This is a genomic window from Erythrobacter sp., from assembly GCF_038133525.1.
Classification (GTDB): Bacteria; Pseudomonadota; Alphaproteobacteria; order Sphingomonadales; family Sphingomonadaceae; genus Qipengyuania.
Map to the genome: position 1 here is coordinate 29,675 of NZ_JAYPTL010000024.1, position 20,661 is coordinate 50,335.

General features: G+C 62.4%; 30 protein-coding genes. 16 read left to right on the top strand and 14 right to left on the bottom strand.

Features of this window, described 5'->3' with window-relative positions; genetic code table 11:
- Nucleotides 1-16: 16 nt before the first annotated feature.
- Nucleotides 17-1,435 (bottom strand): 3-isopropylmalate dehydratase large subunit, encoded by a 1,419-nt coding sequence (gene leuC / locus AAFM29_RS08145; protein ID WP_341712304.1) that lies wholly within the window; start codon nt 1,433-1,435, stop codon nt 17-19.
- A gap of 89 nt (nt 1,436-1,524) precedes the next feature.
- Here leuC and AAFM29_RS08150 point away from each other — a divergent pair, with 89 nt between their 5' ends.
- Together AAFM29_RS08150 and AAFM29_RS08155 are read left to right on the top strand one after the other, a co-directional pair.
- Nucleotides 1,525-1,950 (top strand): thioesterase family protein, encoded by a 426-nt coding sequence (locus AAFM29_RS08150; protein WP_341712305.1) that lies wholly within the window; start codon nt 1,525-1,527, stop codon nt 1,948-1,950.
- Between the two features lie 48 nt (nt 1,951-1,998).
- Nucleotides 1,999-2,517 carry a sterol desaturase family protein gene (locus AAFM29_RS08155; RefSeq protein ID WP_341712306.1) on the top strand — a complete coding sequence of 173 codons (519 nt, stop codon included), beginning with the start codon at nt 1,999-2,001 and terminating at the stop codon, nt 2,515-2,517.
- Here AAFM29_RS08155 and AAFM29_RS08160 read toward each other — a convergent pair whose 3' ends face one another.
- Genes AAFM29_RS08160 through AAFM29_RS08215 form a run of 12 tightly spaced genes read right to left on the bottom strand, consistent with a single transcriptional unit; the run spans nt 2,518 to nt 6,726 of the window.
- A complete protein-coding gene (locus tag AAFM29_RS08160; protein ID WP_341712307.1) occupies nt 2,518-2,868 on the bottom strand; it encodes a YbaN family protein in 351 nt (116 codons plus the stop codon).
- A 1-nt stretch (nt 2,869) separates the two neighbouring features.
- On the bottom strand, nt 2,870-3,277 hold the full coding sequence (locus AAFM29_RS08165) for a SufE family protein (RefSeq protein ID WP_341712308.1): 408 nt from the start codon (nt 3,275-3,277) through the stop codon (nt 2,870-2,872).
- A 48-nt stretch (nt 3,278-3,325) separates the two neighbouring features.
- A complete protein-coding gene (locus AAFM29_RS08170) occupies nt 3,326-3,502 on the bottom strand; it encodes a hypothetical protein (RefSeq protein ID WP_341712309.1) in 177 nt (58 codons plus the stop codon).
- Nucleotides 3,499-3,732, bottom strand: a complete 234-nt coding sequence (locus tag AAFM29_RS08175; RefSeq protein WP_341712336.1) for a hypothetical protein — start codon at nt 3,730-3,732, stop codon at nt 3,499-3,501. The genes AAFM29_RS08170 and AAFM29_RS08175 overlap by 4 nt, the downstream gene beginning before the upstream one ends.
- 31 nt (nt 3,733-3,763) lie before the next feature.
- Nucleotides 3,764-4,039 carry a hypothetical protein gene (locus AAFM29_RS08180; protein WP_341712310.1) on the bottom strand — a complete coding sequence of 92 codons (276 nt, stop codon included), beginning with the start codon at nt 4,037-4,039 and terminating at the stop codon, nt 3,764-3,766.
- Nucleotides 4,036-4,350 (bottom strand): hypothetical protein, encoded by a 315-nt coding sequence (locus AAFM29_RS08185; protein WP_341712311.1) that lies wholly within the window; start codon nt 4,348-4,350, stop codon nt 4,036-4,038. The genes AAFM29_RS08180 and AAFM29_RS08185 overlap by 4 nt, the downstream gene beginning before the upstream one ends.
- Nucleotides 4,350-4,670, bottom strand: a complete 321-nt coding sequence (locus tag AAFM29_RS08190; RefSeq protein ID WP_341712312.1) for a hypothetical protein — start codon at nt 4,668-4,670, stop codon at nt 4,350-4,352. Before AAFM29_RS08190 ends, AAFM29_RS08185 begins: the two co-directional genes overlap by 1 nt.
- Nucleotides 4,670-4,969, bottom strand: coding sequence for a hypothetical protein (locus tag AAFM29_RS08195; RefSeq protein WP_341712313.1), 300 nt, complete (start codon nt 4,967-4,969; stop codon nt 4,670-4,672). Before AAFM29_RS08195 ends, AAFM29_RS08190 begins: the two co-directional genes overlap by 1 nt.
- Nucleotides 4,970-4,993: 24 nt before the next feature.
- Nucleotides 4,994-5,368, bottom strand: a complete 375-nt coding sequence (pspC, locus tag AAFM29_RS08200; protein ID WP_341712314.1) for an envelope stress response membrane protein PspC — start codon at nt 5,366-5,368, stop codon at nt 4,994-4,996.
- Nucleotides 5,365-5,664 carry an envelope stress response membrane protein PspB gene (gene pspB, locus AAFM29_RS08205; protein ID WP_341712315.1) on the bottom strand — a complete coding sequence of 100 codons (300 nt, stop codon included), beginning with the start codon at nt 5,662-5,664 and terminating at the stop codon, nt 5,365-5,367. Before pspB ends, pspC begins: the two co-directional genes overlap by 4 nt.
- A 4-nt stretch (nt 5,665-5,668) precedes the next feature.
- Nucleotides 5,669-6,577 (bottom strand): phage shock protein PspA, encoded by a 909-nt coding sequence (gene pspA / locus AAFM29_RS08210; protein WP_371830726.1) that lies wholly within the window; start codon nt 6,575-6,577, stop codon nt 5,669-5,671.
- Nucleotides 6,574-6,726 (bottom strand): hypothetical protein, encoded by a 153-nt coding sequence (locus AAFM29_RS08215; protein ID WP_341712316.1) that lies wholly within the window; start codon nt 6,724-6,726, stop codon nt 6,574-6,576. Before AAFM29_RS08215 ends, pspA begins: the two co-directional genes overlap by 4 nt.
- A gap of 154 nt (nt 6,727-6,880) precedes the next feature.
- Here AAFM29_RS08215 and pspF point away from each other — a divergent pair, with 154 nt between their 5' ends.
- The 9 genes from pspF to AAFM29_RS08260 all read left to right on the top strand — a co-directional run bounded on the left by pspF (nt 6,881) and on the right by AAFM29_RS08260 (nt 15,709).
- Nucleotides 6,881-7,909 (top strand): phage shock protein operon transcriptional activator, encoded by a 1,029-nt coding sequence (gene pspF, locus AAFM29_RS08220; protein WP_341712317.1) that lies wholly within the window; start codon nt 6,881-6,883, stop codon nt 7,907-7,909.
- Nucleotides 7,910-8,049: 140 nt separating this feature from the next.
- Nucleotides 8,050-8,613, top strand: a complete 564-nt coding sequence (gene rimP, locus AAFM29_RS08225; RefSeq protein ID WP_341712318.1) for a ribosome maturation protein RimP — start codon at nt 8,050-8,052, stop codon at nt 8,611-8,613.
- Nucleotides 8,613-10,247: a transcription termination factor NusA gene (nusA, locus tag AAFM29_RS08230; protein ID WP_341712319.1), complete on the top strand. Its 1,635-nt coding sequence runs from the start codon at nt 8,613-8,615 to the stop codon at nt 10,245-10,247. Before rimP ends, nusA begins: the two co-directional genes overlap by 1 nt.
- Nucleotides 10,228-10,932, top strand: a complete 705-nt coding sequence (locus AAFM29_RS08235; protein ID WP_341712320.1) for a DUF448 domain-containing protein — start codon at nt 10,228-10,230, stop codon at nt 10,930-10,932. The genes nusA and AAFM29_RS08235 overlap by 20 nt, the downstream gene beginning before the upstream one ends.
- Before the next feature lie 58 nt (nt 10,933-10,990).
- The gene (gene infB, locus AAFM29_RS08240) at nt 10,991-13,498 is read left to right on the top strand and encodes a translation initiation factor IF-2 (protein ID WP_341712321.1); all 2,508 of its coding nucleotides are present in this window, start codon (nt 10,991-10,993) and stop codon (nt 13,496-13,498) included.
- Nucleotides 13,495-13,905, top strand: coding sequence for a PaaI family thioesterase (locus tag AAFM29_RS08245; protein ID WP_341712322.1), 411 nt, complete (start codon nt 13,495-13,497; stop codon nt 13,903-13,905). Before infB ends, AAFM29_RS08245 begins: the two co-directional genes overlap by 4 nt.
- A gap of 4 nt (nt 13,906-13,909) precedes the next feature.
- Nucleotides 13,910-14,311: a 30S ribosome-binding factor RbfA gene (gene rbfA / locus AAFM29_RS08250; RefSeq protein WP_341712323.1), complete on the top strand. Its 402-nt coding sequence runs from the start codon at nt 13,910-13,912 to the stop codon at nt 14,309-14,311.
- A 34-nt stretch (nt 14,312-14,345) separates the two neighbouring features.
- Nucleotides 14,346-15,185: an enoyl-CoA hydratase gene (locus AAFM29_RS08255; protein ID WP_341712324.1), complete on the top strand. Its 840-nt coding sequence runs from the start codon at nt 14,346-14,348 to the stop codon at nt 15,183-15,185.
- A gap of 44 nt (nt 15,186-15,229) precedes the next feature.
- The gene (locus AAFM29_RS08260; RefSeq protein WP_341712325.1) at nt 15,230-15,709 is read left to right on the top strand and encodes a GNAT family N-acetyltransferase; all 480 of its coding nucleotides are present in this window, start codon (nt 15,230-15,232) and stop codon (nt 15,707-15,709) included.
- On the opposite strand, the gene AAFM29_RS08265 is transcribed toward AAFM29_RS08260, so the two are convergent.
- A complete protein-coding gene (locus AAFM29_RS08265) occupies nt 15,684-16,250 on the bottom strand; it encodes a YceI family protein (RefSeq protein WP_341712326.1) in 567 nt (188 codons plus the stop codon). The two genes, AAFM29_RS08260 and AAFM29_RS08265, sit on opposite strands and share 26 nt — an antisense overlap.
- A 91-nt stretch (nt 16,251-16,341) precedes the next feature.
- Between AAFM29_RS08265 and AAFM29_RS08270 the strand changes: the two genes are divergently transcribed.
- The 5 genes from AAFM29_RS08270 to pnp form a co-directional block, all read left to right on the top strand.
- Nucleotides 16,342-16,920, top strand: coding sequence for a thymidine kinase (locus AAFM29_RS08270; protein WP_341712327.1), 579 nt, complete (start codon nt 16,342-16,344; stop codon nt 16,918-16,920).
- A 25-nt stretch (nt 16,921-16,945) separates the two neighbouring features.
- Nucleotides 16,946-17,638, top strand: coding sequence for a site-2 protease family protein (locus AAFM29_RS08275; protein WP_341712328.1), 693 nt, complete (start codon nt 16,946-16,948; stop codon nt 17,636-17,638).
- Nucleotides 17,635-18,633 (top strand): tRNA pseudouridine(55) synthase TruB, encoded by a 999-nt coding sequence (gene truB / locus AAFM29_RS08280; RefSeq protein WP_371830727.1) that lies wholly within the window; start codon nt 17,635-17,637, stop codon nt 18,631-18,633. The genes AAFM29_RS08275 and truB overlap by 4 nt, the downstream gene beginning before the upstream one ends.
- Nucleotides 18,634-18,638: 5 nt before the next feature.
- Nucleotides 18,639-18,908 carry a 30S ribosomal protein S15 gene (gene rpsO, locus AAFM29_RS08285; RefSeq protein ID WP_341712330.1) on the top strand — a complete coding sequence of 90 codons (270 nt, stop codon included), beginning with the start codon at nt 18,639-18,641 and terminating at the stop codon, nt 18,906-18,908.
- Between the two features lie 228 nt (nt 18,909-19,136).
- The coding region (gene pnp, locus AAFM29_RS08290) for a polyribonucleotide nucleotidyltransferase (RefSeq protein ID WP_341712331.1) at nt 19,137-20,661 on the top strand (1,525 nt) is incomplete at its 3' end.

Sequence of the window (20,661 nt, forward strand, 5' to 3'; positions counted from 1 at the left end):
CCCACGGGGCCCTAAGTCACGGCGTCGCCCGGCGCCGGGGCCGGGGGGGGGCGGCCGCCTTGGCCGGGCTGACCTGTGGGGCCCGCGCGCCCGGGCCCTGGCGCCCGACAAAATTCCGGTTGCTGGTTGAAGCGCAACGCTCACCGGGTGGGACCTTATCAGGGTTCATTGCGAGACAGGCCGAGCAGCCCGGTTCGCGCCATTCGAAACCGGCATCCGTGAAAATTCGATCGAGGCCCTCAGCCTCGGCCTGCCGTTTGACCAGTCCGGAGCCCGGAACTGCAATGGCCCACCGGACATTGGCGGCCTTGGTGCGACCCTTGAGCACTTCGGCGGCGGCGCGCAGGTCCTCGATCCGGCTGTTGGTGCATGAGCCAATGAAGACGTTTTCGATGGAAATGTCCTCGATCCGCTGACCTGGTTCGAGGCCCATGTAGTCGAGGCTCTTTCGTGCGGCGGCCTGCTTCGATGGATCGGCGAAACTCTCGGGTGCCGGGACTTCGCCGCCAACCGGCACGACATCTTCCGGGCTGGTACCCCAACTTACGGTGGGCTCGATTGTGGAAGCGTCGATTACCACCGACTTGTCGAACACGGCGCCATCGTCAGTCTTCAGTGTCTTCCACCAGGCGACAGCCGCATCCCAATCTCGGCCTTGCGGCGCATATGGGCGCCCCTTGAGATAATCGAACACCGCCTGGTCCGGGGCGATCAGGCCAGCACGCGCACCACCTTCGATGCTCATGTTGCAGACGGTCAACCGGCCCTCTACGCTCATCTGCTCGAAGACTTTGCCGCGATACTCGATGACGTAACCGGTCCCACCCGCCGTGCCGATCACGCCGATGATGTGCAGGATGAGATCCTTGGGCGTGACGCCTGGGCCAAGTTCGCCCTCGACGCGGATTTCCATGCTCTTCGATTGACGCAGCAGCAGCGTCTGCGTGGCGAGCACGTGTTCGACTTCGCTTGTGCCGATTCCGAAGGCCAGTGCGCCGATGCCCCCGTGGGCGGCAGTGTGGCTGTCGCCGCAGACGATGGTCGCGCCGGGAAGCGAGAAGCCTTGTTCAGGCCCGACGACATGGACGATGCCCTGTTCGGGCGCGACTGCGTCGATGTAATCGATACCGAAAGCCGGTGCATTGGCCTCAAGCGCGGCGAGTTGGGCGGAGCTTTCGGGGTCCGCAATCGGGATCCTTTTGCCAGCGGCATCGATACGCGGGGTCGTAGGCAGGTTGTGGTCTGGGACCGCCAGCGTCAGGTCCGGTCGCCTGACCTTTCGATCTGACAGGCGCAGGGCTTCGAAGGCTTGCGGGCTGGTTACTTCGTGGACGAGGTGACGATCGATGTAGATGATGCAGGTGCCATCCTCGCGTCGCTCGACAACGTGGGCGTCCCATATCTTCTCGTAAAGCGTACGCGGTTTGCTGGCCATGCGGGAATTTTGGGACAGGTCGCCTGAAGGCGCAAAAAGGCAAATCCAGAGTCTTCCAAACTTAACCTTTCTCTGCTCTATTGACACGCATGTCAGCAAAGCCCTTCGCATTCCCGATCAAGGTCCTCCCGGACGATATCGATTTCATGGGGCACGTGAACAACGCCCGCTACCTCAACTGGGTGCAGGACACTGTCCTGGCGCATTGGCAAAAGCTTGCCCCGGCTGAGGAAGTGGCGAGCAAGGCGTGGGTCGCGCTCAAGCACGAGATCACCTACCGCCGCCCGGCCTTCCTCAACGACGATGTGATTGCCGTGACGGTTCTGGAAAAGATCGCCGGAGCCCGCAGTTTCTACAACACCGTGATCCGTCGTGGCGAAGAAGTGCTGGCTGAAGTGAAGAGCATGTGGTGCTGCATCGATGCAGAAAGCCTGCGTCCTGCCCGGATCAGCCGCGATGTGGCGGAACGCTGCTTCGGCATGCCGCGCCGGCAGGAACGCTACACCGGCGATTAGCGCCTATGGCTTTGCCAGCCGCGACGGCAGGCTTATATCGTATTCCTGATGTCCATCTTCGCGCCCTTGCTGATCGTGCTCGCAACCTTCGTTGCGATGGAATGGGTCGCGTGGAGTTCGCACAAATATATCATGCACGGTTTCGGCTGGGGCTGGCACCGAGACCATCACGAACCGCATGACAAGACGTTCGAGAAGAACGATCTCTACGCTGTGGTCGGCGCGGCAATGAGCATATCGATGTTCATGCTTGGCAGCGACTTGGTGCTGGGGGAAGCTGCCTGGTGGCCTGCTACCTTCATCGGCATCGGCATCCTGCTCTACGGTATCGTCTATACGCTGGTGCACGATGGCCTGGTCCACCAACGCTACTTCCGCTGGGTCCCCAAGCGGGGCTACGCCAAGCGGTTGGTGCAGGCGCACAAACTCCACCATGCAACGATCGGCAAGGAAGGCGGAGTTAGTTTCGGCTTCGTCTTTGCCCGCGATCCAGCGCAACTCAGGGCCGAACTCAAGGCGCAGCGCGAAGCGGGCATTGCGGTTGTTCGCGATAGCGCAGCTGCTTGATCACTCGTTGCGCGTTGCAATCCAGGTCCCGCAAACCACCAGCACAATAACTGACACCCAAACCCAGGGATAACCGAGCGTGTACCAGGTGACGACCGCACCGGTTGCCATGGCACCGATCGCCATCACCTTGGCCCGACGGTTTATGGCGCGCCGTTCACGCCAGTCTAGTACCTGCGGGCCCCAGGTTGGGTGATCGAGGATCCTCTGCTCCCAATCGGGGTTGCTGCGTGCGAAGAAGAAGACGGCCAGCAGCAGGAAAGGTACTGTCGGCATGATCGGCAGGAATGCCCCGATCGCGCCAAGGCCAACGCTGATGAGGCCAAGTGCCGAGTAGAGCGGCCGCTTCATCTCAACCCGCGGCAATTCGTGTGGCGTGTTCCTTCACCAGTGCGATCATGTTGGGGACGCCTTGCGTGCGGTTGCTCGACAACTGGTTCTTCAAGTCGAACGGCTCCAGTGCGGCGGTCACGTCCAGCGTCGCGATTTCACTGGCGGGGCGGTCCTGCACGGCTGCGATCACCAGCGCTACGATGCCTTTGGTTATTGCGGCGTTGCTGTCGGCAAGGAAGTGGAGTGCTGCCGTATCACCGGTCGGATACACCCATACGGCTGCCGAACAACCGCGCACCAGCGTGGCATCGGTCTTGAGCGCATCGGGCATGGGTTCGAGTTCGCGGCCGAGCTCAATCAGCAGGCGATAGCGTTCGTCGCCTTCGAGGAATTCATATTCGTCGGCAATGTCATTGAGGCTGCGCATGGGCGCGCGCTCTAGCGGGGTGAGTGCCGCAGGTAAATCGTGCTCGCGTCAGCCTGTCAGGCCGCCGGGGCGAGTGAACGCGTAATAGATGACGTAGAACCAGCCGAAGAAGCCCTGTAGGATGGCCCAGAAGATCGACTGGTGCAGGCTCCAGCTGATCGCCACGGCGATCGCGCTGCCGAGCCCGATTCCGGCCCGCGCGGCGTCGGAGCGGGCGGCGCTCACAGGTCGACTCCGCTTGCGATCGCTTCGAGCTTGCGAATGCGTTCCTTGAGGTCGGCGATCTCGATCCGTGCGGCACCGAAGGGCGAGCCTTCTTCGCGCGGCGCGCTATCTCGTTGCAACTCGCTCCGCTTGAGCTCGAGCCACTCGCGCCAGCCGCGCAGCATGGCGCCGGCGACGACGATCAGGCCGAGCAATGATGCGGCAGCAATGATGATGGTCGGTTCGAACATTTCCCTCATGTCCTCCTTGAACCCGGCGGTCTCAGTCGGCCTGCTTGTCGCGCAGGGCCTCGATTTCGGCCGAAATGCGTTGTGTTTCACGGGCGTCGAGCGTGTTGCCTTCGGTCGCGATACGCTCGAGCACCTTGATGCGTTCGCGCAAGTCTTCGATCTCGCGCTGAGCATCGCGACTGTCGGTTAGCGTCTCGCTACCCAGATGGTCGCGGGTAATGCCGTGGCGCGCGCGGTGGCGCGATTTGACCATCTCAGTAATGGCGAGGATCGCCACGATCAGGACGATGGCAGACCAGAAAGTCACCGAGCCTTCTCCTGCGATAGAGAGCGGCTTTCGATTGCATCGAGTGAACGGAGTTCTTCGATCTGCGCGGCGAGTGCATGATTGCCGTCGGTGGCGATCCTTTCGAGTACGCGCAGGCGGTCTTCGAACTTGCGATAATCGGCGTCACCTCTCGTGGCCTGTTGTGCCTTCGCCTGCTCGATCTGCGCCTCAAGCTCGAGCTTCCGCTCCTCATGCCGCACGGCGCGCCGATGAAAGATTTGACCCATGATGAAAACGGTCACCACTAGCGTAAGAACGAAAGCGAAAATCAATGGCAGTTCAGGGTCCATCAGTTGGCCTCCCCGCGTTCACGCAGACTTTCGATCTCGTGGGTCAGGCGATAGCCGCTGTCGGTCACGATGCGCTCCACATTGCCGAGACGATCTTTCATCGAGCCGATCTCGGCGCGTAGCTGCGCATTTTCTTGCGTGAGCAGCTTGACCCGCTCCTCAGCCTCGGTGCTTTTCGGATAGACTGCCTTGCCCCAGCTATTTTCCAGCGGATAGCCGTGGCGAACGCGGATCCAGGTGTTCACCACCCAGGCAATCGACATGCTGGCAACGCCTACGCCAATCACTGGCGCCATGACGCTGAGTGCAGCGACGTCCATCACACATTCTCCTTGCGTCCGAGACCCAGGGGCACTCCGGCATCATCCTCGTCTACCCGGCGCTGGTCGCGCAGAGCCTCGATCTGGGTCGCGATGTCGTATCCGCGATCGGTGACGATGCGCTCGAGTACCCGGACGCGATCTTCCAGGTCAGTCACGCGGCTCGAATATTGCGCTGCCTTCTCGGCGGTCGCTTCGGCCGTGCTCTTGACGTTCATCTCGGCGATTTTCTGCTGGTGCTTGGCCCAGATCGCGACGATCGGGATCATCAGCGCCACGATCGGTATCAGTTCACCCATGATATCTTCCTCCCGTGGTACCGACTAGCGCAGGCGTTCGATCTCTGCGGTCAGTCGCGGATTGCTGCTGACATAGAAGGTCTCGACGTCGGCAAGGCGGCGATCGACGTCCTTCATCCGGGCCCGGATTTCGCGAGCGGTGCGCTTGGGGTTTTGCCGCACGCGCTGCCAATAGCGCGTCTCGTCATGGTCGACATACAGGTGCGCTGGCTTCTTGCTCAGCAGCAAGCCGGCTACGAAGTAGGCGGGAAGCGCGAAACCGGTGGCAAAGATCAGGATAATCAGCGCGAGGCGAACCCACAGGACATCGATGCCGGTGTAGTCGGCGATGCCCGAGCAGACACCCATGAGCTTTGCATTCTGCTTGTCACGATAGAGCGTGGTGCGCGGGCTGTTCACTTCACGATTCCTTTCTTTTCGGCGATGAGCTCTTCGAGTTCGCGGAGCTGCTGATTGTCCTTCTCGCTATCATGGACGAGGCGGGCTGGGCGGAATTCAGGATTGTCGCTGGCGACAAGGCGCTCGACTGTATCCATTCGATCGTCGAGCCGCTTGGCGAGGTTGTAGAGTTCCTCCAGCAACACTTCGTCATCGGTAGTGATCGTTGCGGCGGACTTCCACTTCGTCACATAGTGGAGGATCAACCAGGGCAGGCCGATGAAGATGGCCGGAATGATGATGATTTCTTCGCCCATGGTGTCAGTCCTCCTTGTCGGCGCTGCCCATCCCGAGCGCCTTTTTCATCTGTTCAAGTTCGTCATCGATCGCGTCCTGCCCTTCGAGGGCGGCGATCTCATCGGCCAGGCTCGGCTGGCCGCTGCTGTCGGCGATCTGCAGCGCGTCGGCACGCCCTTCGGCATAGTCAACACGGCGTTCGAGCTGGTCGAAGCGGCTCAGCGCCTCGTCAACGCGTTCATTGGTCATCAGGCTGCGCAGTTTGACGCGGTTCTCTGCGCTCTCGAGGCGGGCAGCGATGGCAGTCTGGCGGCTGCGCGCTTCGCGCAGGCGGTTCTGCAATTTCTGGATATCCTGCTCGTAAGCGCGCAGCGCGTCATCGAGTACGGCGATTTCCTGCTTGAGCTGATCGGACATGTCCGCAGCCTTCTTCTTCTCGACCAGCGCTGCACGGGCGAGATCTTCGCGGTCCTTCGACAGCGCCAGCTGGGCCTTCTCACCCCAGTCGGCCTGAAGCTTGTCGAGCTTGACCGAATGGCGATGCATCTCTTTCTGATCCGCGATCGTGCGGGCCGCACTTGCCCGGACTTCGACCAGCGTCTCCTCCATCTCGAGGATGATCATGCGGATCATCTTCTGCGGGTCGTCCGCCTTGTCGAGCATGTCGTTGAAGTTGGCGGCGATGATATCGCGGGTGCGGCTGAAAATGCCCATGAAAGAAGCTCCACTGGAGAAAAAGTCCGATCCGAAACCCGAGCCCTGGGCCCGTCCGCCGTCGCGGGTCGGGGTAGGCGAGCGGCGCAGCCGTTCTACCTCCGCTTCGATCCGTGACAAGCGGGGGCGGGCCGAAGCGCCATCGGCATTGCTGCCGTCGGGACTGTCGGGGGAGAGGCGCTCCGGCCCAAGGGGATCGTGGTTCGGTGGCAAGGTCATGCGATTTCGACCTGATCGTAATAGGCGATCGACGGCGCAGGTGCGCTCATCGCCAGGTTCGAACTGAACACCGCGAAGATGGCCATTGCCAGGAAGCTTGCCAGTGAAGCCTGGCCAAGCTGGGTGCGGAAGAAGTTGCGGTCGTACATGTTAGGATTTCCTCCCAAGAAGCTGTTGTCCCATATTAAGCAAAGCCCGTGCCAAACTTGGAGAAACGCAGAAATCCGTGGTTCGGGGACAATTCGACGAACGGCATGTTGGTTTTGATTGCCAACCCTTGGGGAAATTTCCTATCTCTTGGGCATGGAGCGGGACAGCCAATTTATCGGCCAGTCGGGGGCCTTCCTTGATGCGGTCGAACGCGCCAGTCGGGCCGCGCCCATGCGGCGTCCGGTGCTCGTCATTGGAGAGCGTGGGACGGGCAAGGAACTGATCGCTGAACGCCTGCATCGCCTGTCCACCCGCTGGGACGAACCCCTCGTCACCATGAACTGCGCCGCACTGCCCGAAACGCTGATCGAAGCCGAGTTGTTCGGGCATGAAGCCGGCGCGTTCACGGGTGCTACCAAGACGAGGGCCGGGCGGTTTGAGGAAGCCGACAAGGGAACGCTATTCCTCGACGAATTGGGTACTCTCTCGATGGGGGCCCAGGAACGCCTGCTGCGCGCCGTTGAATATGGTGAGGTCACGCGGATCGGTTCGTCGCGGCCGATGCGGGTCGATGTCCGTATCGTTGCGGCGACCAATGAGGACCTGCCAGCCAAGGCCGCGCGCGGCGAGTTTCGCGCCGACTTGCTCGACCGGCTCAGCTTTGAAGTCATCACCCTGCCGCCGCTGCGCGTACGTGAAGGCGATATCGGGGTCCTGTCCGAGTATTTCGGGCGGCGCATGGCGGCCGAACTCGGTTGGGAAGGCTGGCCGGGATTTGCCCAGCATGTCGCCGAGCAACTCGAGAAGCACGATTGGCCCGGTAACGTGCGCGAACTGCGCAATGTCATCGAACGCGCGGTCTACCGCTGGGACAATTGGGACGAACCAATCGGCCATGTGCAGTTCGACCCGTTCGACAGCCCGTGGAAACCCACTTCGGCGATCACGCGTCCGCCGCAGCCGATCGCGGGCGCGGCTGGCGTGGCAGCGCCACCGACGCATGATCTCGATAGCGTCGAGGACTTGCGCCAGGCTGTCGATGAGCACGAACGTCGGATTGTCGAGCATGCATTGGGCAAGCATCGCTGGAACCAGCGCCAGACCGCCAAGGCTCTTGGCCTCAGCTACGACCAGTTGCGTCACTGCATCAAGAAGCACGGCCTGATGCAGGAAGGTGATTGACGGCGAGAGTCCGCTTGCTTTTCGTGGGACTCGCGCCTAATTGGCCACCCATCCCGACATTGTCGCGACACTGGAGGGCTGGCGCCGCAAGGGGCCGGCACGAAACGCCATTGCCGCATCGGGACCGTTTTGGAGATTGAATGGCCGATATCGCGCGTCTGACCGAAGTGATCGAGCCCGAGGCTAAGGCGCTCGGCTTCGACCTCGTGCGCGTGGCGATGATCCCGTCCGAAGCCGGCGATGGCGGCATGGCGCTGCAAATCATGGCCGAGGATCCTGCGACCGGGCAGTTGGTCATCGACCAATGCGCCGCGCTTTCGCGCCGCGTTTCCGATGCGATCGATGCGTTGGAGGAAAATGGCGAAGTACTGGTTGAGGGGGCCTACCACCTCGAAGTGAGCTCGCCCGGTATCGATCGACCGCTGACCCGCGCCAAGGACTTCGCCAATTGGGCGGGGCATGAAGCGAAGATCAGCATGGACAAGTCCTGGGACGGCCAGCGCACCCTGCGCGGCGATCTGGTCGGGATCGAGGGCGATGTGGTCACCATCGAAGATCGCAAGGCTGGGGCGGTTTCCGTGCCCCGCAACATGATTCACTCGGCGAAGCTCGTCTTGACCGACGCGCTCATTGCCGCCACCCAGCCGCTCGACACGAGCGGTGCAGACGAACTCGTCGAAACTGAAGAGAAGGCAGACGACTGATGGCCAGTGCCATTTCCGCCAACAAGGCTGAACTCCTCGCGATCGCCAATTCGGTCGCGTCGGAGAAGATGATCGACAAGTCCATCGTCATCGAGGCGATGGAAGAGGCGATCCAGAAGGCCGCTCGCGCGCGCTACGGTGCCGAGAACGACATTCGCGCCAAGCTCGATCCGCAGACCGGCGATCTGCGTCTGTGGCGCGTCGTCGAAGTGGTCGAGGAAGTCGACGACTACTTCAAGCAGGTCGACCTCAAGCAGGCTGCCAAGCTCGACAAGGATGCCAAGGTCGGTGACTTCATCGTCGACCCGCTCCCGCCGGTCGACCTCGGTCGTATCGACGCCCAGTCGGCCAAGCAGGTGATCTTCCAGAAGGTTCGCGATGCCGAGCGCGAGCGCCAGTACGAGGAATTCAAGGACCGCGCGGGCGAAATCATCACCGGCGTCATCAAGTCGGTTGAATTCGGCCACGTGATCGTCAACCTTGGCCGCGCGGAAGGTGTTATTCGCCGCGACCAGCAGATTCCGCGCGAAGCCGCCCGTGTTGGCGAACGCGTCCGTGCGCTGATCACCAAGGTCGAACGCAACAACCGCGGTCCGCAGATCTTCCTCAGCCGCGCGCATCCCGAATTCATGAAGAAGCTCTTCGCGCAGGAAGTGCCCGAGATCTATGACAACATCATCGAGATCAAGGCTGCTGCACGCGACCCGGGAAGCCGCGCCAAGATTGGCGTGATCAGCCGCGACAGCTCGATCGATCCGGTCGGCGCCTGCGTCGGCATGAAGGGCAGCCGCGTGCAGGCCGTCGTGCAGGAATTGCAGGGCGAAAAGATCGACATCATCCCGTGGAGCGAAGACCAGGCGACCTTCATCGTCAATGCGCTCCAGCCGGCCACTGTCAGCCGCGTCGTCCTCGACGAAGACGATGGTCGCATCGAGGTGGTGGTACCCGACGATCAGCTTTCGCTTGCCATCGGCCGCCGCGGTCAGAATGTGCGTCTTGCCAGCCAGCTGACCGGCCAGCAGATCGACATCATGACCGAGGAAGAAGCCTCGGAGAAGCGCCAGAAGGAATTCGCCGAGCGTTCGAAGATGTTCGAGGAAGAGCTCGACGTCGATGAAACGCTGTCGCAGTTGCTGGTTGCCGAAGGTTTCGCCGAGCTTGAGGAAGTCGCCTATGTCGAGCTCGACGAGCTCGCCGGGATCGAAGGCTTTGACGAAGAGCTCGCTGAAGAACTTCAGAACCGTGCGCGCGAAGCGATCGAGCGGCAGGAAGCTGCACATCGCGATGCCCGCCGCGAACTGGGTGTCGAAGACGCCCTGGCCGACATGCCGCACCTGACCGAAGCGATGCTGGTCACGCTGGGCAAGGCTGGCATCAAGACGCTCGACGATCTTGCCGACCTCGCAACCGACGAACTGATCGCCAAGAAGCGCGAGGCGCCGCGCCGCCGCAACGCCGCCGATGGTCCGCCGATGCGGCGCCCCTCGGTGCGCGAGCAGGACAAGGGTGGCGTGCTCGGCGAGTACGGCCTGACCGAAGAGCAGGGCAACGAGATCATCATGGCTGCCCGTGCGCACTGGTTCGACGACGAACCCGAAACCCAGGAGGCCGCCGATGCGGACTCCACACAATGAGCGCCTGACGCCGGACATCGCTGACGCGCCCAAGGCACGGATCGCTTCCGAGCCCGAACGGCGCTGCGTCATCTCGGGTGAGACCGCGCCGCGCGAATTGCTCGTGCGGCTGGCGGTCTCGCCCGAAGGTCTCGTGCTGCCCGATGCGCAGGAAAAGGCTCCCGGCAGGGGTGCCTGGATCGGGGCTGACAAGGCAGCTCTTGAGGCGGCGATCGCTTCGGGCAAACTCAAGGCTGGCCTGTCGCGCGCATTCAAGACCGGTGCGCTGGAAATCCCGGCGACGCTTCCCCAAATGGTGGAAGACGCGTTGCGACGCGTGGTGCTTGACCGGCTGGGTCTCGAACTGCGCGTCGGCAAGCTCATCCTGGGGACACAGCGTATCGCCGAAACCGCGCGAGCCGGTGGCGTGGCGCTGCTGTGCCATGCCGCCGACGCAAGTGAAGACGGCCGCAAGAAACTCGACCAGGCCTGGCGTGTCGGGCGCGAGACCGAAGGATCGGGCGAGCGCGGGGTGACACTGCCTCTGGACCGCGACGCGCTGTCTGTGGCATTGGGCCGCGACAATGTCGTCCATCTGGCGCTGGCCGATGATGCTGCGGCGGCGCGGGTGCTCAAGCCCCTGACGCGCCTCATGCACTTCCTCGGGCACACTGTGCCCGCCACGGATGGGTGCGCGATCCCGTAACCGGGTAGGCGCACCGACCGACGATTTGAACGATACGAAGATAGAGAAACGAGCGATAATGAGCGACGACGAAACCAAACCTGCCCGCAAGCCCCTCGGCCTCAAGAGGTCGGTGGATGCCGGCGAGGTCAAGCAGACCTTCAGCCACGGCCGCACCAATAAGGTGGTGGTCGAGGTGAAGCAGCGTCGTCGCCTGGTCGGCAAGCCGGGCGAGGCTGCTCCGCCGCCGCCGCCCCCGCCTCCTCCTCCGCCACCTCCGCCGCCCGCGGCTGCCAAGCCGGCGCCAAAGAAGGCTGCCCCGTCCGGCGAAACTCCGCAGGAACGCGTCGCTCGCCTCCAGCGCGAGGCTGAGGAAGCTCGCCTCGCCACGCTGGCCGAACAGACCGAGCGCGAGGCCGAGCAGCGTGCCAAGGCGATCGAGGACGAGAAGAAGCGCGCCGAAGATAATCGCAAGGCTGAGGAAGAAGCAGCCAAGCGCGCTGCAGAGGAAGCCAAGAAGGCCGCTGAAGCTCCCCCGGCTGAGGAAGCTCCCGAAGTGGAGAGTGACGACGGAACGCCGACCCCGGCGCCGCGCCGCTTCACCCCGGTTGCCCGGCCTGAGCCCAAGAAGCCTGAGGCGAAGAAGAAGAAGGAAGACAAGCGCGCCGAACGTGCTGTCCCTGAGCACGTCGACAAGCGCCGTTCGGGCAAGCTTACTGTCAATCGCGCGCTCAACGACGATGAAGGCCGTCGCGCCCGCAGCCTCGCTGCGCTGAAGCGTGCACGCGAGAAGGAACGTCGCCTGCACGGCGGGCCGACCAAGCCGCGTGAGAAGCAGGTGCGTGACGTGGTCGTTCCCGAAGCGATCACGGTGCAGGAACTCGCCAACCGTATGGCCGAAAAGGGCGCGGACCTGGTGAAGGAACTGTTCAATCTCGGCATGATGGTCACCGTCAACCAGACGATCGACCAGGATACGGCCGAGCTATTGGTCGAACAGTTTGGTCATAACATCACCCGCGTATCCGAGAGCGATGTCGACATCGACACGACCGAGGATCAGGATCCCGAAGAGACGCTGGAGCCGCGTCCGGCGGTGGTTACCATCATGGGCCACGTCGATCACGGCAAGACCAGCCTGCTTGACGCGCTGCGCGGCACCAATGTCGTGAAGGGCGAAGCCGGCGGCATTACCCAGCACATCGGTTCCTACCAGGTGAAGACCAAGAATGGCGATATCGTCACCTTCCTCGACACCCCGGGTCACGCGGCCTTCACCGAAATGCGCGCGCGTGGTGCCAACATCACCGATATCGTGGTGCTGGTGGTTGCGGCGGATGACGGGATCATGCCGCAGACGATCGAGGCCATCAATCACACCAAGGCCGCGGGCGTCCCGATGATCGTGGCGATCAACAAGTGCGACAAGCCCGAAGCCAACCCGCAGCGGATCCGTGAGCGCCTGCTCGAGCACGAGGTAATGGTCGAAGGCATGGGCGGCGAGACGCAGGATGTCGAAATCTCCGCCAAGACCGGCGCAGGTCTCGACGAACTGCTCGAAAAGATCGCGCTGCAGGCCGAACTGATGGAGCTCAAGGCGCGCCCCGACCGCGATGCCGAAGCGACCGTGATCGAAGCGCAGCTCGACAAGGGTCGCGGCCCGGTTGCTACCGTCCTGGTGACCCGCGGTACGCTCAAGCGTGGCGACACCTTCGTTGTCGGCACCGAGAGTGGCCGCGTGCGTGCGCTGATCAACGATCAGGGCAAGCAGATCAAGGAAGCCGGTCCCTCGATGCCGGTCGAGGTGCTTGGCCTCGGCGGCGTGCCGGGTGCGGGCGACCTGCTGACCGTGGTCGAGAACGAGCAGCGCGCTCGCGAAGTCGCCCAGTATCGCCAGGAAAAGGCCACCGAGAAGCGCACAGCGCTCGCGCCGACCAACTTCGACACCATGTTCGCCGGTCTCCAGTCGAACGTGATCGAATTCCCCGTGCTGGTGAAGGCCGACGTGCAGGGTTCGGTGGAAGCGATCGTGACTGCTTTGCACAACCTGTCGAACGACGACATCAAGGTCCGCGTGCTGCACGCAGGCGTTGGCGCAATTACCGAGAGCGACGTCACGCTGGCTGCGGCCAGCAAGGCACCGATCCTTGGTTTCAACGTCCGCCCCAACGCCAAGGCGCGTGACCTGGTCAAGCGTGAGAACGTGCGACTGATGTACTACGATGTCATCTATCACCTGACCGAGGAAATCGCGAAGGAGATGGCGGGCGAGTTGGGTCCGGAGCGGATCGAACATGTCGTTGGCCGTGCCGCGGTCAAGGAAGTGTTCCGCTCTGGCAAGAAGGACAAGGCTGCTGGCTTGCTGGTCGAGGAAGGTGTCATCCGCAAGGGTCTGCACGCCCGCCTCACCCGCGACGACGTCATCGTTTCGGCGACCACCATCGCATCGCTGCGGCGCTTCAAGGACGACGTCGACGAAGTCCGCGCCGGCCTCGAATGCGGTGTTGTGCTGGCCGACACGAACGACATCAAGCCGGGCGACCAGCTTGAAGTGTTCGAGGTCGAGGAGCGTGAACGCACGCTGTGAGCGCGACCGAGCACGCCCTTGGGCACGCCCATGCAGAACTCATGGGCGTGAAGTTCGAGCATTTCGACAGGGAGCGCGAGGAGGTCACCTTGCGCTTCCACGCCCCCGATTGTTTCATTACCCCGCGCGGCAGCGTGCAGGGTGGGCTGGTTGCGGGCTTCCTCGACGAGGTGATGGGCTGGGCGCATGTCTGGGCGACCGATCAGGCAGAGGCCCCGCTCAACCTCGAGATTTCGATGAGTCTCCTCAAACCGGTCCTAGCCGGACCGATTGTCGGGAAGGGACGCGTCGTGCGCCGTGGGCGCAAGGTGATCTTCCTTGAAGGCGAACTGTTCGACGAGGCGGGCAATCTGCTTGCTCGTTCCACCAGCACTGCCATACCGACACCGCGTCCGGTCAAGGAGTAGCGCCATGGCTCGCCAACAGCATTCCACGCCTGAACAGCAGTCGGTACGAGTCCTGAAAGTGGGTGAACGGGTGCGGCATATCCTGTCCGAGCTGCTGGCGCGGGGCGAGGCGCATGACGACGTGCTGCGCGCCCACCACATCTCGGTCACCGAGGTGCGGATGACGCCCGACCTGCGCAACGCCAAGGCCTATGTGAAGCCGCTGTTGGGCAAGGACGAGGCGGAGGTGCTCAAGGCTTTGCGGACCAATACCGCGTTCTTCCAGAAGGAAGTGGCGCAGCGCCTGGGCCTCAAATTCGCGCCCAGGCTCAATTTCCAGCCCGACGAGAGCTTTGACGAAGCCGATCGGATCGAGCGCCTGCTGTCCGATCCCAAGGTCGCGCGAGACCTCGACGAAGAGGAATGATCTGCTAGCCTCGCTCACCTGGAGAGGGGGAGCGATGGACTACACCAGGATCAGCTGCGATCGGCCTGCCGAAGGGGTGGCGCGGATCACGCTTACGCGGACCGACAAGGCCAACGCGCAGGACAAGGCGATGCTCTATGAGCTCGACCATGCGCTCGTCGACGCAGCGCGCGACGATGATGTGCGCTGCATTGTGCTCGCCGCGGAGGGTGAGCATTTTTCTTCCGGGCACGATTTGCGCGATGATAGTGAGCTTGCCGATTTCGATGGTGTGACGCTTTGGTCCGGGTTCGACGAACCCGGTCAGGCAGGACAAATGGCGTCCGAGCACGAGATGTACCTTGGCCTGTGCCGGCGTTGGCGCGACCTGCCTAAGCCGGTGATCGCGCAGGTCCAGGGCAAGTGCATGGCAGGTGGGCTGATGCTGGTCTGGCCTTTCGATATCGTCGTAGCCAGCGAGGATGCGCGCTTCTCCGACCCCACGGTCGCCTTTGGGGTCAACGGGGTCGAATATTTCGCCCATGTCTGGGAGCTTGGCCATCGCAAGGCACGCGAACTGCTGTTCACCGGTGGCGAGCTCACTGCCGAAGAGTGCCGGACAATCGGAATGGTCAATCATGTCGTTCCGCGCGGCGAATTGGAGGCTTTCACGCTGGACATGGCCGCCCGCATCGCGCGTCGTCCGCTGATCGGGCTCCGTCTGGCCAAGCTGGCCTGTAACCAGAGCCTCGATGCCCAAGGATATTCTACCGCATTGCAGGCGGCGATGGGCTGGCAGCAGGTCGGCCACGCCAATGCGCGTCTGGTGCATGGGATGCCTGTGGACCCGGCGGGGGCCGAGACGATCCGCCGCGAAGCGAAAGCCAGGGACTAGGCGTGCAGGAGGCGTGGACGCTCAGGCCCTATCGGGTTGGTGACATGGGTATTATCGCCGCACGTCAGTCAATCCTCTATGATGAGGGCTATGGCTGGGGGAGCAAGCTCGAAGCCATTATCCTGGAAATCGCTGCCCGCTTCCTACGCGAATTCAAACCGGGTCGAGAGCAATGCTGGGTGGCCGAACGAGATGGCCGTATCCTGGGTTCGGTGTTTCTGGTGGAAGAGCCAGGTGAACCTGAGACCGCGCGATTGCGCCTCCTATATGTCGAACCCGAAGCACGCGGGCTTGGTATCGGGCAGGCGCTCGTGCGTGAGTGCACCCGCTTTGCCTGTGACGCGGGTTATTCGTGGATAGTGTTATGGACGCATGCCGTGCTGGAAAGTGCACGACGAATCTATGCAGCAGAAGGCTATCAAATCATCGCGAGCGAGGTGCAGGAGGAGTTCGGAAAGCCTGAGACCAGTGAAACCTGGTTGCTTGAGCTGGACGTCGTCAACCCGGCACCATCCGCGCCTTGATGGTAATATCGACCTTGCGGCCCACGATCAGCGAATAGGCAGTCATGCCAAACTGGCGGCGGTCGATGCGGGTCGATCCCGTCAAGGTTACGGGCTCCCCAGGTGCAAGCTTCGCTGGTGGTCGATCGAATGCGACTTCAAGGGTTACCGGCTTGGAAACGCCCCGCGCGGTCAACATGCCCTTCACGATCCCGCTGGTCGGCGATGTGAATTGCATGCCATCGCCCACGAAGCGGACTGTCGGATATTTCTCGACCCAGAAGAACTTTTCCCCCTTCAAGCGTTTCAGCGTGACGGAATCGGGGGCCGTAAGCGCCCTCGCGTCGAGTTCCACGTCCAGATGCAATGCATCGGGTTGCTGAGGTACAACCACGGCCGATCCCGACACCTTGGGAAATTGCGCTGTCTTGCTGGCGATGCCGAAGAAGGCGACCTTGGCCAATACCGCACTTTGCGGCGCGTCGACTTTGAAACGGAGCGTGTCGATCGCCCCTGTCGCGAATAGTAGGATCAGCGGAAGGAAGAGCAGTCGGACGGGCATATCGAATCTCGCTAATCGAGTCGTACCGAGACTCTTGTGGACCGCTGTGTGTGACGCTGGCCTTAATCGCACAACATTGCATAGAGAGACGATGGCCAAGCTCTATTTCTACTACGCCAGCATGAATGCCGGCAAGTCGACCACACTGCTGCAGGCGGACTTCAACTATCGTGAGCGTGGGATGACGACCATGCTGTGGACCGCGGCGCTCGATGATCGTTCGGATGGCAAGCCGATTGCAAGTCGCATTGGGTTGCAGGCCGGGGCGCACCTGTTCGAACCTGATACGGATATTTGGACCAGTGTCGTCGCTGCCCACCAAGTCACCCCGATCAGCTGCGTGCTGATCGACGAAGCACAGTTCCTGTCGAAAGAGCAGGTTTGGCAATGCGCGCGGCTGGCAGATGAAACCAGAATTCCCGTGCTTTGCTACGGCCTACGGACCGATTTCCAGGGCGAGCTATTTCCGGGTTCAGCTGCGCTGCTAGGGATCGCGGATTCCCTAGTCGAGTTAAAGGCGATCTGTCATTGCGGGCGCAAGTCGACGATGAATTTGCGCGTTGATGCCGAGGGTATGGCAGTCATGGCGGGGGCACAAACCGAGATCGGCGGTAACGACCGCTATGTCGCGCTGTGTCGCAGGCATTTCGTCGAAGCGCTGGCGGGTTGATCCAAGGCGCCCTATCTAGCCGGACATGACAGAAACCCTTCTCTATGCGGCGATCCTGGTGCCGTGCCTCATCGTGGCCATCGTATTCCATGAGGTTGCGCATGGCCTTGCCGCGCTGGCGCTGGGCGATCCGACCGCGCGCGAACAGCGCCGCTTGAGCTTCAACCCGCTGCGCCATGTCGATCCGGTGGGTACCTTGCTTGTCCCTGGCGCGCTGGCCTTGCTCGGTGGCCCGATTTTCGGCTGGGCCAAGCCTGTGCCTGTCAACGCAAGGCGGCTCGACAACCCGCGATATGGCATGATGGCGGTTGCGGCGGCTGGGCCGGGAATGAACCTGTTGCTCGCGCTGGTCGGCGCAATTCTGCTGGGCATGGTCGCCGGCATCGGTTTCCAACCGGGCAGTGCGGTGGGCAGCCTGGCCTTCACGATGTTGTCGACCTTTGTCCTGATCAACATCTTCCTCGCGCTCTTCAACCTGCTGCCGATCCCGCCCTTTGACGGCTCGCATATCGTTGGCGGACTCTTGCCGCGCAGCATGGCTGGGCAGTGGCAGAAGCTCCAGCAGATGGGCATGTTTCTGCTGATCCTGCTGGTCGCAGCAAGCTGGGCCTTCCCCAATGCCGGAGTGATCGAACACACGGTACTGCCCCCGGTCCTGTGGCTGCAGGAACATTATTTCGATTTCGCGCAATGGATCGCAAACGGGATCGCGGGGTGACCGCCGCCAAGTCCGCGCCCCATGGCTGGCTGATCTTCGACAAGCCGCGCGAGCTGGGCTCGACCCAAGCCGTTTCCGCAGTGAAGCGCGTGCTTCGGCAGGGCGGCTATGCCAAGACCAAGGTCGGCCACGGCGGCACGCTCGACCCGCTGGCCGAGGGTGTCCTGCCGATTGCGCTGGGCGAGGCGACCAAGCTTGCCGGGCGCATGCTCGATGCAAGCAAGATCTACGAATTCACGATCCAGTTTGGCGCACAGACCGATACGCTGGACAGCGAAGGGGAAGTGATCGAGCGCAGCGAACACCGCCCGCCGATCGCCGCAATTGCGGCGGTTCTCGACCATTTTGTCGGCCCGATCGAGCAGGTTCCGCCCGCCTATTCCGCAATCAAGGTCGACGGCAAGCGCGCCTATGATCGCGCTCGCGCTGGTGAAGAGGTGGAAATGGCTACCCGGGCGGTGACGATCCACTCGCTGTCCATGGCGGGAGACCGCGAAGACGAGCTCCTCCGGTCCACCTTCGCCACCACCGCAGGACGGCCCGATCCGTTCGATCCGCAGGCTCCGCTGGAACTGGCCGACTGCATCACCTTGGTCGCGCATGTCTCCAAGGGTACCTACATCCGCTCCCTCGCCCGCGACATTGCGCATGCCCTTGGGACGGTTGGGCACGTCGCCTATCTGCGCCGTATCAAGGCAGGGCCGTTCCGTGAGGAACAGGCGATTTCGCTGGACATGCTGGAGGAAATCGCTAAGGGCGCGCGCATTGAAAACCTCCTCCTGCCGCTCGAGGCGGGGCTGGACGACATCCCGGCCTTGCAACTCGATCCCGACAGCGCGCAGGCGGTCCGCCAGGGCCGGGTATTGTCGGGGCTGCCCCAAACCGACGGGCTCTATCTTGCGAGGCTGGAAAAGATTCCGGTGGCGCTGATGGAACTCAGCGGGGGAACGGCAAAGGTCGTTCGGGGCTTCAACCTCCCAGATGTCGCGGAGTAAATTGAATGTCGGTTACCGCCGAAAAGAAAGCTGAGATCATCAAGGACAACGCCCAGACCAAGGGCGATACCGGTTCGCCGGAAGTCCAGGTTGCCATCCTGACCGAGCGCATCCGTAACCTGACGGGGCACTTCAAGGAAAACCACAAGGACAACCACTCGCGCCGTGGCCTGCTGATGATGGTCAACAAGCGCCGTAACCTGCTCGCCTATCTCAAGAAGAAGGATGTTGAGCGGTATAACGCGCTGATCGCGAAGCTGGGCCTTCGCAAGTAAGAGTTTCTCGGAGGGGCGGCTCAGGTCGCCCCTTCGCTTATCTGGGAGGATCGCCGGAAAAGTGGAATCCGGTTTTCCGGTTCGCGATCCGACCCATCAATACGGCACCCGTGCAATTCGGCGCTGGAGCCATTCCAGGGGCAAAAGACCCCGCACCGGACCGGGACGGCATACCCGGCACTGTAGGCCCCGCGATGCAATGTGGCTCGCGGGTCAAAAGGAAAATCCATGTTCGACACGAAAACCGTATCGCTGGAGTGGGGCGGAAAGACCCTCACTCTGGAAACCGGCCGCATTGCCCGTCAGGCTGACGGCGCGGTCCTCGCCACCTATGGCGAAACTGTTGTGCTCTGCGCAGTCACTGCCGCGAAGAGCGTCAAGGAAGGTCAGGACTTCTTCCCGCTGACCGTCCACTACCAGGAAAAGTTCTCCTCGGCCGGCCGTATCCCGGGTGGCTTCTTCAAGCGTGAGCGCGGTGCGACCGAAAAGGAAACGCTGACCAGCCGCCTGATCGACCGCCCGGTCCGTCCGCTGTTCCCCGAAGGTTTCTACAACGAAATCAACGTTATCGCGCAGGTCTTCAGCTATGACGGCGAGTGCGAGCCTGACGTGCTGGCGATGATCGCCGCTTCGGCTGCGCTGACCATTTCGGGCGTTCCCTTCATGGGCCCGATCGGCGCCTGCCGCGTCGGCTTCAAGGACGGCGAGTATATTCTCAACCCGAAGCAGACCACTTCGCTGACCGACGGTGGCCGCCTCGACCTGGTCGTCGCCGCCACGCATGACGCGGTGATGATGGTGGAATCGGAAGCCAAGGAACTCAACGAGCAGGAAATGCTCGGTGCGGTCGCCTTCGCTCACGACGCCATCCGTCCGGTCGTCAAGGCGATCATCGACCTCGCCGAACAGGCTGCGAAGGATCCGTGGGAAGTCGCCTCGCAGGACGGCAACGACGACATGAAGTCGGCCATCAAGGCGATGATCGGTGACGATATCGCTGCCGCTTACAAGCTGACCGACAAGTCGGCCCGTTCGGAGGCTCTCAATGCCGCCCGCGACAAGGTCAAGGCACACTACGCTTCGGACGAGTTCGACGGCCAACAGCGCATGACCGCGATCAAGCTGACCAAGAAAATCGAGGCCGACATCGTGCGCGGCGCGATCCTCAAGGACGGCACCCGTATCGACGGCCGCAAGCTCGATCAGGTTCGCCCGATCGAAGCCATGGTCGGCGTGCTGCCGCGCGCGCATGGTTCGTCGCTGTTCACGCGTGGTGAAACGCAGGCGCTGTGTTCGACCACTCTCGGCACCAAGGATGCCGAGCAGATGATCGACGGTCTCGAAGGCCTGAGCTATGAACGCTTCATGCTGCACTACAACTTCCCGCCCTATTCGGTCGGTGAAGTGGGCCGCTTTGGCGCCCCGTCGCGTCGTGACACCGGCCACGGCAAGCTCGCCTGGCGCGCGCTGCATAATGTGCTGCCGAGCCATGAGGACTTCCCTTACACGATCCGCGTCCTGTCGGACATCACCGAGTCGAACGGCTCGAGCTCGATGGCGACCGTGTGCGGCGGCTGCCTGTCGATGATGGACGCCGGCGTTCCGATCGAACGCCCGGTTTCCGGCATCGCGATGGGCCTGATCCTCGAGGGCAAGGACTTTGCGGTCCTGTCGGACATCCTGGGTGATGAAGATCACCTGGGCGACATGGACTTCAAGGTGGCTGGCACCGAAGCCGGCATCACCACTATGC